Here is a 12,545-nt window from a genome sequence, read left to right as displayed (position 1 = left end):
CTATCATTTTATCATCTACCACGGAGGGGTTATAACTATAATTTATGATTTGTTATTTATTTTAATTATTGCGACTATTTTAACAATTTATATTAAAGTACTCTTTAGTTTCAGTTTTGCGGAAATCCCTTAAACAACCTATGATTTAATCTACTTTCTTTTTATTATTTTGATAATGAAACTATTATACTATGTTTTCTTCTATGAAGTAGTACGTCGTATATGATAATATGTAAAACTAATTTTTAATAATGCTATGAACATCCGAAAAGAATGTTACTCTTTCAAACTTTCCTTCCAATTTTTTATGTTATTTATGATATTTATGATTATTAAACTCATGAGATACAACTTCTAATTATCTTTCATTATTCTATACCTATATTATATATGTTATTATATTGTTTTTTAACACAACAAAACATCACTTCAACAGCATCCCACACTCTCTGGCAACTACCTCGGTATTCTGGAACTCTTTCAAATCAAGCATATTTTAATTGTCACAAGCGCCATGCTTCTATCTCTTCTAATAGTTATGTACATTTTGAGAAAGGCCTCCCTCTTTGATAAGAGCCTATCTTCTTCTTTCTCCCTTAGAAACCAAAAGAAGAGAACAGATGAAGATATACAACAATATAAACCCTGAAACTTCTAGACTATAGTAGTATCACAATATATAATAAAGTAGAATTAAGTGTCTTTATTAAATTTTGAAAAATACAAATTTAATTTCTTGGAGGTATGATTCATGGCCAACTTATTTGAGAAAAAGAAACGAAGCCCTCTATACCAGCTGCTCTTCAGCGTTATTTTTATCGCTCTCATTGCTCTAAACAACAATGAAAAACTGAGAACCATTCCAGCAGCCTATATTTCCTTCCGAATGGTCCAAATAATCTTCAGTATGTTTCTTCTCGTAATGGGCATCCTTCTGATCATCGGTACTTTCAAAGAAAAGAAAAACAGAACAGGGACCGAAAATCTTCAGATCCTGCTTGTGGTGTTTGCCATGATTCTTTTGGTATACTTCACCATCGACACCACCCTTCATACAATAACCTATTTCGGAAAATTATAATCAGTCAAAAGGGATTCCACGGAGTCCCTTTTATGATGCCTGTTCTCTCAAAGCAAAAAAACCTAGAGATGAGAAAAAGCCTCTGTGAGAAAAAATAATTCTTCACAGAGACTTTTTTTTTAAGGTTCTAGCTTTGGTGGATCATTTGGGAAACCCCTTCCACATATACTTCCATGAGGTCCATATGATTGTCCAGCACCAGGAAATCCGCCTTCTTGCCTTCTTTCAAAGAACCCACCTCATTAAAGACACCAATGTACTTGGCTGGATTTTCCGAAGCCATGGTGATGATCTCCTCTAAGGAGATGCTGTGCTTTTCCATGATGGTCTTCACCGAAGAGAAGTAGCCCATCTCCAGGTTTTTTACATCTTCCACATCCCGTCTGTTCAGACGGTACTCCTCTCCAGAATCCTTCCTGATAAGGACAGACTCTCCATCTGGGATATAGGTTTCTTTCCGGATGTAGTGATGGAAAGGACTTTTCACATGGGCAAGGCCCGTGCAATCGGTGCACAGCATGATGCCCTTGGCCCCTTTCACTTTGTAGGCAATGCGGAAGGCTTCATGAGACACTGTCATCCCCGTCTGCTTGGCAAACTCGCAGTAGAGATCCTCAAAGTAGAGGGCCGCCCCTACCACGCCAGGCCTTCTGTGATGAAAGCCCCGCATACCACTGTACATATGGGTGACGCCTCCAAGGCCGTAGCCCTTGAGCCTTCCGATGTCTTCCAGTTCTGCAGCACTGTGGCCAATACTGATCTGGACCTTCTTCTCATGAAGATACTTTATAACCTCCTCCGCACCAGGCAGCTCCGGCGCTAAGGTCATCAGGTACACATGCTCTTCCCCTATGGCAGATAAAAGATCCTCTGCCACTTCCACGGTGGGATCGAGGCAGTACTCCTCCTTCTGCATCCCCTTGAACTCCTTATTGATGAAAGGCCCCTCCAGATGCACGCCAAGGATTCTGGATCCTTTTTCTGGTGTCCAGTTCTTTACCGCTTTTTTTGCTTCCACCAGGCTTTCTTTAATCTCTTCCAGATCATCGGTGCCCGTGGTACCAAGAAAGGTGGTGACTCCTTCTTTCACCATGCTTCTCGCCATGGCGTTCAGAGATTCCTCGGTCTTTTCATACCAGAAGGATCCTGTGCCAAATCCATGAACATGAAGGTCCAAAAAGCCTGGAATGATATGGCTGTCGCCATAATCAAGAAAGCCTTCCCCCTTGATATCTTCACCAATAAATACAATTCTGCCATTCTCTACCTTGAGGAATCCATCCACAACGCCTTTTTCTGTATATATGTTTCTAGAACGAATGATCATGTCAAACTCTCCTTTTCTCCAGCAGTTTCTGCGTATACGTTAAGAGAATCTGGAGGGTCAGGTGCATGCCCACTCTGGATATAAGATCATTAACTTCTGTATCTGTGGTTTTGGCATAGGCATACAGCACGCTGTCTGCATACTTTTCCACTTTGTTGTCCGAAAAGCCAGTGATCACCAGCACCTTGGCTCCACGGATTCTCGCCCCTTTGGCAATATCGAGGATCCTTTTGGTGTTGCCGGATAAGGAAAGAAGAAGCACCGCTTCATCGGGCTCTATATGGTCTTTGATGTTGTCGATGAGATTGAAGTCATCCACGAAAATAGTCCTTATTTTCAGCATGGCGAGCCTTGTGTTCAGATAACTCCCAAAGGGTTTGGAGGCTCCTCTTGCCACCACATAGACGGTTCTTGCAGACTGGAGAATCTCGGACATCTTTGACACATTCTCCTCTTTCTGAAGATCCAAGGTCTTTTCCGCTTCCTCCCGAAGATCCCGGAGAATCTCGGAAAAAGACACTTCCTCTTTTTCCTTCCATGCCTTCTTTTCGTCTTCAGAAGAACTTTTGAGATAATATTTCAGCTCCGTATAGCCCTCAAAGCCCAATTTTTTACACAGATTGATGATGGTGGTTTTAGAGATGAAGAGTTTTTCCGAAAGATCCCTGGCGGTCATCTTCACCACCTCTTCAGGCGAAGACGCCATGAACTCCACCACCTTCTTCTCCAAGCTGCTGAGCTGTCCGTAGGAACCTGTGAGTCTTTCCAGTTTCATCTATTTCATGCACCTCCTTTCTCCAGTATATCAAATTCTTTAGGAAGAAACCCCCAAGGCCTTGGGGGTTTCCATCATTTTCAGCTCTTTTTGTTTTTCGTTTCTATGATCTCCTACAGCTCTTTTTTCTCTAAAGTCCAGTAGTCTGCACTGTGGTCCATGAGATCATCCAGCACCAGCTTCGCCTTTACAGGATCCACGATGGACCGATTTAAAGTCAGCGCCTGGAGTGCTTTGGTGTAGTCTTTTTCTAGGTAGCTCTCCACCGTGAGCTTCTCATAGGCATACTGACCTTCAATGAGCCCTTTATAGAAAGGTTTCACCTCTCCATATGGAATCATCTTCGCTCCCTCTTTTCCAAGGTAAGAGGCCAGCTCCACCATGGCGTCTTCTGGAAGGTTTGGAATAAGGTCTCCATTTCTTCCGATGACCACAAAAACTTTATTGAGGTCATTGTGGATGGAGTCCACCACTTCCACCATGAGGTTTCCAAAGACTTCCCCCTGCATCAGCGGAATGTCTGTGAGGTTTCCCTGCTCACCCGCTTTTTTCAGAATGTCCAGAACCTTTTTCTCCCGGCCCAGCTTCGCTTCATCTACCCTAGTAAAGTTCGGATCGGAATCCTTCACGATTTCTTCTGCAAAGAAGTAGTACTGAAGATAAGTGTTTGGCACATATTCCGGGAAGAACTGCATGAGCTTGTTGACGTTCTTATAGGTCTTCAGCCAGGAGGGGTCTCTTTGCTCTGCGTTAAATGGCTTGAACTCATGACCCATAAGATAATCTTTAAGCTTTGGCAGAAGCTCTTCGCCAGTCTTTACGTTCTTTAGAGAGGTGAACCAGCCAAAGTGGTTGAGACCAAAGTATCTGGGCTCCAGATCATACATATCCTCGCCTAGAATTTTCGCAAAGGACTTGATCATGGAGTAAGGCTGGTCACAGATGTTCATGATGCGTTTGTCTTCTGGGAAGACCTTATCCAGCGCCACCGCCACGATGGCGGCAGGGTTTGTGTAGTTGAGGATCCAGGTGTCTTTGGAATACTTTCTCACGGTATTCACCATATCGATCATGGCACCGATGGACCGCATACCATAGGAGAAGCCGCCAGGACCGCAGGTTTCCTGACCCACCAGGCCATACTTTAGAGGAATCTTCTCATCCACACTTCTCATGGTGTCCACACCCACTCTCATGTTGCAGAGGACATAGTCTGTGTCTTTATAGGCTTCCTCTTCTTTGGTTGTGAACAGCACTTCCGCCTCACTGTAGTACTCCTTGAGGGTGAGATCGATGTAGGCTTTCACTCTTTCCAGCCTTTCTTCATCAATGTCAAAGAGTATGATTTTTTCTACGGGCAGCGTTTCCTTATAATAAATGAGACTGCCAATAAGGGCAGGAATCCGAAGGCTTCCAGCGCCCGCTATGGTAATCACAGGGTTCTTTCTCATGGTAATTTCCTCCTTCTTTTTAAAGGAGCTAAAGGGGAGACCCCCTTTAGCTGATCATCTTCAGTTCGTCTGTAACAGCGTTCTTCACAAATTCCACATTGGGTCCGAAGACGATGTGGATGTGGTTTTTCATGGGGAAGAAGATTCCGGAGGTGCCGGAGTCTTTCAGCCTTTCCTTGTTCACCAGATTCATGTCCTTCAGGTCAATACGAAGCCTTGTGACGCAGTTGTCCACGTTGACAATGTTAGAAGATCCACCGATGGCTTCAATGACAATCTTCGCCACTTCTCCATAACGCTTTTCCTTAATGAGGTTGTTGTATTCATACTCATCACTTTCTCTTCCTGGGGTGGCAATGTTATATTTCTCAATGGCCCACTTGAAGATAAAGTACGTGGCAATGGCCAGAGGCACACCCACGATGAGGATGTTGTACCATCTGGTGTTCTCATACATGAGACCGAAGATGGCAAAGTCAAAGATGGTTCCTCTTATGTATCCAACCCCAGTCCCCATGAGATAAAGCGCCACAGCGCCTACACCTGCAAGAAGCACATACACCACATAAAGAAGCGGTGCGATGAAAAGGAAAGAGAATTCCATAGGCTCTGTGATGTTTCCAAGGAATGGTGTAATCACCATGGTGATGATAATCCCTTTTACAAAAGGTCTGTTCTTTGCATAGGCACTCTTATACATGGCAAGGCCAATGGCAGGGATGATGAAAAGAGTCACCAGCATCTGGTTCTGGGCCATGAACTTGGTGAGTTCTGGCAGCATTTCCCAAGCTTCAGAATTAGGCCCCTGATTAAAGAGCACTTCGTTTAAGGTTGGCAGGATTCCAGTAAAGGTTTCCCCGTCAATGACGTAGGTTCCTCCGGCTGGGGTGAATCGGATCAGCGCACTCCATACATGATGAAGACCCAGTGGAATGAGAAGCCTCACCATCAGTGCATTGACGAATGGTCCAACCGCACCCACTAGAATGACCTTGGACAGGGCAATGAGTCCCTTGGTGAGATATGCCCAGAAGAAGGGAATGATGAGTCCTGCAATGGTGGCCCATACAATGCTCACCATGGGCACAAACTTCTTTCCAGAGAAGAAGGCAAAGGCTACAGGAAGCTCTTTGTTGTAGTACTTGTCTGCTGCGAAGGCACCGATAAGACCCGAGATGATGCCGCCAAGGACATCCAGTCTTAAGGTCTGGATGCCAAGGACCATGCCTTGACCCACCTGAGCCATGGTTTCGGCATCCGCCAGGGTTCCCGTGGCTTTCAAGTAAACGTTGATGGTGATGTTTAGAATGAGATAAGCGATGATGGAGGAAAAGACAGAAATTCCTTTTTCCTTCCTGGACATCCCATAGGCCACACCCATGGCAAAGAGTACTGGAATATTAGCAAAAATAATATCAGCGATGCTTCGTAAGCTGGTCAGAATCAGCTGAAGCGTCTCATTGGCTAGAAATGGCACTCTTTCGACCATGTACCCCTGAACCAGGGCACCGGTCAGTCCTAGAATCATACCCATGGGGGCCATGATGGCGATGGGAAGAAGCAGAGATCGTCCGAATCTCTGGATTCCTTCACTGAATCGTTCTCGTTTTGTCATGTACTGCACCTCTTTCTTGTTTGATACTCTTACCTTATCGGAGAGAAAATGAAATGAAAAGGGTTTCTCGCCCTTTAGGACGCATATTCCCTCTTTTGCCTTTGGTCAGAACCTGTGACCATGGTATAGAACCCTTGTATCTCCAGACTTTAAGATCGATTATCTCTATGTCTTCACTTAACCTGTGCGGACACAAGTCTTTCTATTATGGAAAAACGGACCAGCCTTCTACTTGGCTGATCCGTTTTTCTAACCGTTCATTTTAGCTGTTTTTAGTTCAGATCCACCTTGTTGATGGTGTCTCCAAGATACAAGGTCATGATGCTCTTTCCTCGGGTGGCACGGTTTTGAAGCTTGATGTCCGAAATCACTTGAGTTTCATCGGCGTTGCCCTTAGATCCCACAACCATTTCCTTTTCATCGGTGATGATCTTCGCAAAGAATACCCGGTCCTCTTCCCGAAGATTCATCCCAAGAACGCCCGCTGCATTTTTCGATAATAAAGAGATGCTGCTGGATTCAAACCGGATGGCCATCCCCCTCTCAGATACCATGAGCATGGTGTCCTCCATATTCTCAGGGAAGGCTTCCGCATAGACCAGTTTATCCGTCGGTGTCTTGAACTTTACCACTTGTCCCCTGGTGGCATCTCCTTTAAAGTCCTCCACAGAGGTTCTCTTCACGATGCCTTCTTCGGTGGCAAAATACACTTCTTTCCCGGACGCTGTCTCCTCCTCCAGAGTGAAGATGCCCACAACTTTCTCATTCTTGTCGTAGTCATCGTAAAGGTCCTGCATGAGGACACTGCCCGTGAGGTTCTCAAACATATAGAGTGGGAGTTTATAATAGGCGCCCAGACTGGTCACAATGACGAGGCTCTCATAAGATTCCCCAGAAGCCTTATAGAGGTTTCTGGCTCTGCTGGCTCTTTGGGTCAGCTTGATCTCCCCTCTGTCTGACACTGTGACATTGAAGGCCTTAGCCTCATAGTCCTCCTCATAATGGACCCGATACACTTCATCCTTATCCGGCAGGATTAAGAAAGGATCCGGCGTTGTCATACGTTCTTTGATCTCCACATGGGCTTCTGGCACAGTAAAGTCCAGACCATTCTTTGTGAGGATTCTCAAGTACTGAGGCACCTTGGGAAGATCCGTGAGGTGCAGTGCATCCTTATGCTCATAAAGGAAATCCTTGTATTTTTTAGGGAGCAGTGCCCCCGCTGTATTCTCATAGTAGATCCTATGCTTTTCAAGGACCACAGACACCAGCTTCTCGTCTCCCTTCAGTTTCAGGGCGATGATCTTGGTGTAATTTGTTTTGAAGCTTTCAAGACTCGTTCTCTTCATGGCCCCTCGGGACGTGATGAAGCGGAAAGCTCCTTCCTCATCCAGATTCTCCAGGCTGAAGGCACCAATGACAGACTCCTCATTAAAGTCAATACCCTTGATGTAGTTGTCCAGGCGCACGCCCTTGTCCTTCCACTTGTGCTCCGGCACATCCATGGTCTTCATCTGATACAGCATACCGGCATCCGTGAAGATATAGAGAAGATCTCTGGTGTTGCTCTCAAGAAGCACAGACAGACTGTCCCCTTCCCGGTACTCGATGGCAGAGGTGTCTGAGGTGACTCTTTGGAAATTCTTTAGAGGCAGACGCTTGATGAAGCCTTCCTTGGAGATGGTCACCGCCACATCTTCCTGAACGATGATGTCCATAACGTCAATGACCGCTTCCTCCTCATCCCGGATGATCATGGTTCTTCTTTCATCCCCATGGGTTTCCGCCACTTCCAGAAGCTCCTTCTTCACCAGCTTGTTGAGCTCTTTTTCGCTGTTCAGGATCTTCTCTAATGACGTGATGAGTTTTCTCAGCTCATTGTGTTCCTTCACATAGGCTTTCAGTTCAAGCCCTGTGAGTCTGTAGAGCATGAGCTCCAATATGGCTGTGGCCTGCTCCTCAGAGAAGCCAAAGTTCTTCACAAGGTTTTCCTTGGCATTGGCCTTGGAACTGGACTCCCGGATGGTCTTAATGACTTCATCCATGATGTCGATGGTCTTCATGAAGCCTTCTACGATGTGGAACCTCTTCATGGCCGTCTCCAGCTCTTTTTTTGTTCTTCTTGTTAAGACTTCTCTTTGGTGCTCCACATAATAGCGGATCATATCCAGAAGACTCATGGTTTCTGGTTTTCCTTTGTATAAGGCCACCATGTTGAAATTCACATTGATCTGCAGGTCACATCTTTTGTAGAGGTAAAGAAGAATCTTCTCCGCCGTCTCCAGATCCACCTGCTTTTTAAACTCAATGACCGCTCGTACGCCATTTCGGTCAGACTCGTCACGGATGTCCATGATGCCTTCTAAGACCTTCTGATGGCGCTTGTCTGCCGTCATGGCAGAGATCTGCTGAAGAAGCTTCGCTTTGTTCTTTCGATAAGGAAACTCTGTGATGACAACGCCATAGCGACCCGTGGTGAGCTTCTCCACTTTGGCATTGGCTCTTAATACAACTTTCCCTTCGCCCTTTTCGTAGGCATCCAGAAGTGAGTCTCCTCCAATGAGAACGCCCCCCGTAGGAAAGTCCGGCCCTTTGATGTGATTCATGAGCTCTTTTATGGTGATGTCTTCCTTGTCAATGTAGGCGCACACCGCATCAATACTCTCTCTCATATTATGAGGAGGAATGTTTGTGGCAAGACCTACAGCGATACCGAAGGCACCGTTCACCAGAAGATTGGGGTATCTGGCCGGCAGCACCTTGGGCTCCAGCTCTGTATCAGAGTAGTTATAGGTAAAATCCACCGTGTCCTTGTCAATGTCCCGAAGCATCTCCATGGCCCCGGGCGACAGCCTGGCTTCGGTGTAACGCATGGCAGCCGCGCTGTCGCCATCAATGGATCCCCAGTTTCCATGGCCGTCAATCAGAGGCAGTCTTGTGGAGAAATCCTGAGCCAGGATCACCATGGCCTCATAAACAGAGGAGTCTCCATGGGGATGGTACTTCCCAAGGATGTCTCCCACCACTCTTGCTGATTTATAATAGGGCTTGTCTGGAAACGCCTTCAGCTGATAAGCACCATAAAGGATTCTTCTATGCACAGGCTTCAAGCCGTCCCGTACGTCCGGCAAAGCTCTGTCTTTCGCCACTTCCACGGCATAGGGTAGAAAATTGTCCGGCATGGCCTCTTCCAGAGGGACATTCAAGATGTTCTGGTCTTCAGGAATTCTGTTGTCTTTCGCCAAAATGCCACCTCCTAAAATTCTGCATGTTTATAAATATAGTTTTTACGGGGCTCCACCACGTCACCCATGAGTAGAGACACCATACGTTCTGCTCTTGCGGCATCATCGATGGTGACCCGAAGAAGGGTCCTGGTCTCTGGATTGAGGGTGGTTTCCCAGAGCTGGTCCGGATTCATCTCTCCCAGACCTTTAAATCTCTGAATGTTGTAGTTTTGTCCAAATTCTTTTTTCAGCACTTCCAGATCGTCATCGGAGTAGGCGTACTTATGGACCTCTCCCTTCTTGGTCTGCTTGTAGACCTTATAAAGAGGAGGCTGTGCCAGGTACAGCATACCGTTACTGATAAGCGGCCGCATGTAGCGGTAGATGTAGGTGAGCCACAGGGTTCTGATGTGATATCCATCCACGTCGGCGTCACTCATGATGATGATTTTCCCATAGCGCACATCGTCCAGCTTGAAGCTCGTTAAGGTGCCGGTGCCGATGGCGGTGTTAAAAAGCCTCAGCTCCTCTGAGCCCAGAACATTTTCAAGCTTCTGCTTTTCCGTGTTCATGATCTTTCCTTTAGACGGCATGATGGCCTGGAACCGTCTGTCTCTGGCCTGCTTTGCGGATCCTCCCGCGGAGTCTCCTTCCACCACGATGAATTCCAGAACATTCTTGTCTCTTGAGGTGGCCACAGCAATCTTTCCTGCCAGAGGAGACGTGCCCTTGCCCACCTTTTTACGTTCCATATCACTGATCTTCTTGATCTTTTCCCGGCGCGTGGCCGCGTCGATGGCATTCATAATAAGCTGGGAAGCGATGTCCTTATGGTCCTCAATCCACTCATAGAACTTGGTGTAAGACAGATCGTTCATGAGGGTATAAGCTTCGGAGTTTCCAAGCTTATTCTTGGTCTGCCCTTCAAACATGGGGTTTGTGAGACGCACCTTCACAATGGCCGTCATGCCTTCCCGAAGATCGTCCCCTTCAAAGTTTTTGTCTTTCCCTAAATTGAGCTTCTTTGCCCACTCTTTGAACGCTCTTGTCATACCGGTCTTGAATCCTGTTTCATGGGTTCCTGCCTCATTGGTGGGAATGTTATTCACATAGCTTGCGATGTTCTCCAAAGAAGAGTCTGTAAACTGCACACAAACTTCCCCTTCCAAAGTCACATTGCCAATGCTTCTCTCCCCTTCAAAATGGATGGGCTCCTCATGGATGACGGTCTTGGACTCATTTAAATAGGCAATGAAATCCAGAAGTCCCCGTTCACTGTGATACGTCTTCTCCACAGGCTCCTCGCCGCGAAGATCCTCTAAAACCAAAGTGATGCCCTTGTTCTGGAAAGAAAGCTCCATCATTCTCATGTCAATGATTTCAAAACGGAACTCCACATTGGTGAAGACCTCCGGGTCCAGCATGAAGGTGACTTTTGTCCCTTGCTTTTTTGTGGTGCCCACGGTTTCCAGCTTCGTCACAGGTGTCCCCGGCATCTTTTTGTCATACTTCTTGTCATAGGCATACTCAAAGCGTTGGCGATAAAGTTTTCCATCCTTATGAACCTCCACCTCCAGCCACTTGCTTAAGGCATTGACCACGGATGCGCCCACGCCATGAAGACCACCTGATGTCTTATAGTTTTCGTGGTTAAACTTTCCACCGGTATGAAGCTCTGTATAGACCATCTCCACCCCAGAGATTTTCTTCGTGGGATGGATGCCTACAGGAATGCCACGGCCATTGTCAATGACTGTAACACTTTTATCCTTGTTTAAAATCACATAAGCTGTATCCCCATACCCATTGGTGATCTCATCAATGGCATTATCCAGGATCTCCCACACACAGTGATGAACCCCTTTTTGTCCGGTGCTTCCGATGTACATGCCCGGACGGACTCTCACAGGCTCGAGTTTCTCCAGAGACGTTAGGTCTTCTACACTATAGCTTTTATTCTGTTCACTCATAGAGACACTCCTTCCTCATTTTTCTTCGGATACCCAAAGGTGGCCAGGTGCACATCGATGGTGACCTTGGACAGCTTCGCTCCGGGTTCCAGAATCGTTTTATCCCATAACATGGGGGTCATGAGGAGAAGATCATCTGCATAAGGCTCCACATTTTTCTGAACCCTTACATCCCGCTCCTTATATACCACAGTGTGGTTTTTCAGATGAGAGACGATTTCTCCATTGTCATACTCGGAAAGTCCATAGAGCTTCCGAAGCTCCGTCAGGTACTTCGCCCCCGGAATCACCTTATAGGCACGTCCGGTGGGAGAAAGGACCCGCTGAAACTCTTTATAGCTGGCTGGAGAGAGGATGTTTAAGACCACATCAAAGGAATTGTCCTTAAAAGGCAGCGCGCTGAGATCCGCCACAAAATAAAGGGCGTCGTTCATCTTTCTGCCCGCAAGCAGGATCCCATCCTTTGACAGATCCACGCCTACCATGGACACCTGAAGACCTTTTTCTTTCAGCGCATCGCCAAGCATCGCCAGGTGACTTCCGTCTCCACAGCCTGCATCAAGAATTCTGATGATATCCCCTTCTTTTTCAAGAAGGAGAAGATCCTCGTAGATTTCCTCGGCCATGGCCGTTAAAATCTCCTCAAAAAAGCCTTCTGCCATGACCCGCTCTCTTGCTTCCAGCATGGCCATGTTATAATTTTCTTCTCCATACCCCAGCACAAAGTTTACGGTGCCTTTTTTAGACACATCGTAGGTATGGCGGTTTTTGCATTTCAAACTCTTTTCTTCCACATGAAGTTCTTCTCTGCACTTGGGGCAAAGAAGAACATCCATCTCTTTCATTTGACTGATTTTCTGATCCATTTTTTTCATCTTCTAAACTCCTGTCTTCTTTCTCTTAAAAAGAAGGTGTTCCTTCGGTTTTTCCATGCGATGCCATGAAAGCATTAGCATAGCACATACTACGGTATTATATGCCTGTATGCTCAACCCATTCTAAATTATAGCAGAAAAGCCCAGGGATTGGAAAATGAAACTTTGAGGAGTCAGGATCCACCTCTTTTGTCATAGATTTTTCTTATATGGATCTCCAGTGC

The 12,545-nt window shown here is 46.2% G+C and carries 8 protein-coding genes; 1 reads left to right on the top strand and 7 read right to left on the bottom strand.

All coding sequences use genetic code 11. From position 1 onward, the window contains the following. The first annotated feature begins 751 nt into the window (after nucleotides 1-751). Nucleotides 752-1,081 carry a hypothetical protein gene (locus T487_RS0110815; protein ID WP_031577126.1) on the top strand — a complete coding sequence of 110 codons (330 nt, stop codon included), beginning with the start codon at nucleotides 752-754 and terminating at the stop codon, nucleotides 1,079-1,081. Nucleotides 1,082-1,208: 127 nt separating this feature from the next. Here T487_RS0110815 and nagA read toward each other — a convergent pair whose 3' ends face one another. The 7 genes from nagA to T487_RS0110780 form a co-directional block, all read right to left on the bottom strand. Continuing rightward, entirely contained in the window at nucleotides 1,209-2,408 is a 1,200-nt protein-coding gene (gene nagA / locus T487_RS0110810) for an N-acetylglucosamine-6-phosphate deacetylase (protein ID WP_031577124.1), read from the bottom strand. A 1-nt stretch (nucleotide 2,409) separates the two neighbouring features. Continuing rightward, the gene (locus tag T487_RS0110805) at nucleotides 2,410-3,183 is read right to left on the bottom strand and encodes a MurR/RpiR family transcriptional regulator (protein WP_031577122.1); all 774 of its coding nucleotides are present in this window, start codon (nucleotides 3,181-3,183) and stop codon (nucleotides 2,410-2,412) included. Between the two features lie 113 nt (nucleotides 3,184-3,296). Continuing rightward, entirely contained in the window at nucleotides 3,297-4,634 is a 1,338-nt protein-coding gene (locus T487_RS0110800) for a family 4 glycosyl hydrolase (RefSeq protein WP_031577121.1), read from the bottom strand. A 46-nt stretch (nucleotides 4,635-4,680) separates the two neighbouring features. Continuing rightward, nucleotides 4,681-6,249, bottom strand: a complete 1,569-nt coding sequence (locus T487_RS0110795; protein ID WP_031577120.1) for a PTS transporter subunit EIIC — start codon at nucleotides 6,247-6,249, stop codon at nucleotides 4,681-4,683. Nucleotides 6,250-6,521: 272 nt separating this feature from the next. Beyond that, nucleotides 6,522-9,494 (bottom strand): DNA topoisomerase (ATP-hydrolyzing), encoded by a 2,973-nt coding sequence (locus tag T487_RS0110790; RefSeq protein WP_031577119.1) that lies wholly within the window; start codon nucleotides 9,492-9,494, stop codon nucleotides 6,522-6,524. A gap of 11 nt (nucleotides 9,495-9,505) precedes the next feature. Continuing rightward, nucleotides 9,506-11,446 (bottom strand): DNA gyrase/topoisomerase IV subunit B, encoded by a 1,941-nt coding sequence (locus tag T487_RS0110785; protein ID WP_031577118.1) that lies wholly within the window; start codon nucleotides 11,444-11,446, stop codon nucleotides 9,506-9,508. Further along, nucleotides 11,443-12,321 (bottom strand): methyltransferase domain-containing protein, encoded by an 879-nt coding sequence (locus T487_RS0110780; RefSeq protein ID WP_051651674.1) that lies wholly within the window; start codon nucleotides 12,319-12,321, stop codon nucleotides 11,443-11,445. Before T487_RS0110780 ends, T487_RS0110785 begins: the two co-directional genes overlap by 4 nt. Nucleotides 12,322-12,545 lie beyond the last annotated feature (224 nt).

It is taken from the genome of Proteiniclasticum ruminis DSM 24773, from assembly GCF_000701905.1.
GTDB classification, from domain to species: domain Bacteria; phylum Bacillota; class Clostridia; order Clostridiales; family Clostridiaceae; genus Proteiniclasticum; species Proteiniclasticum ruminis.
Note: the sequence above shows the minus strand (reverse complement) of the source record. Positions and strands in the feature narration are given on the sequence as shown.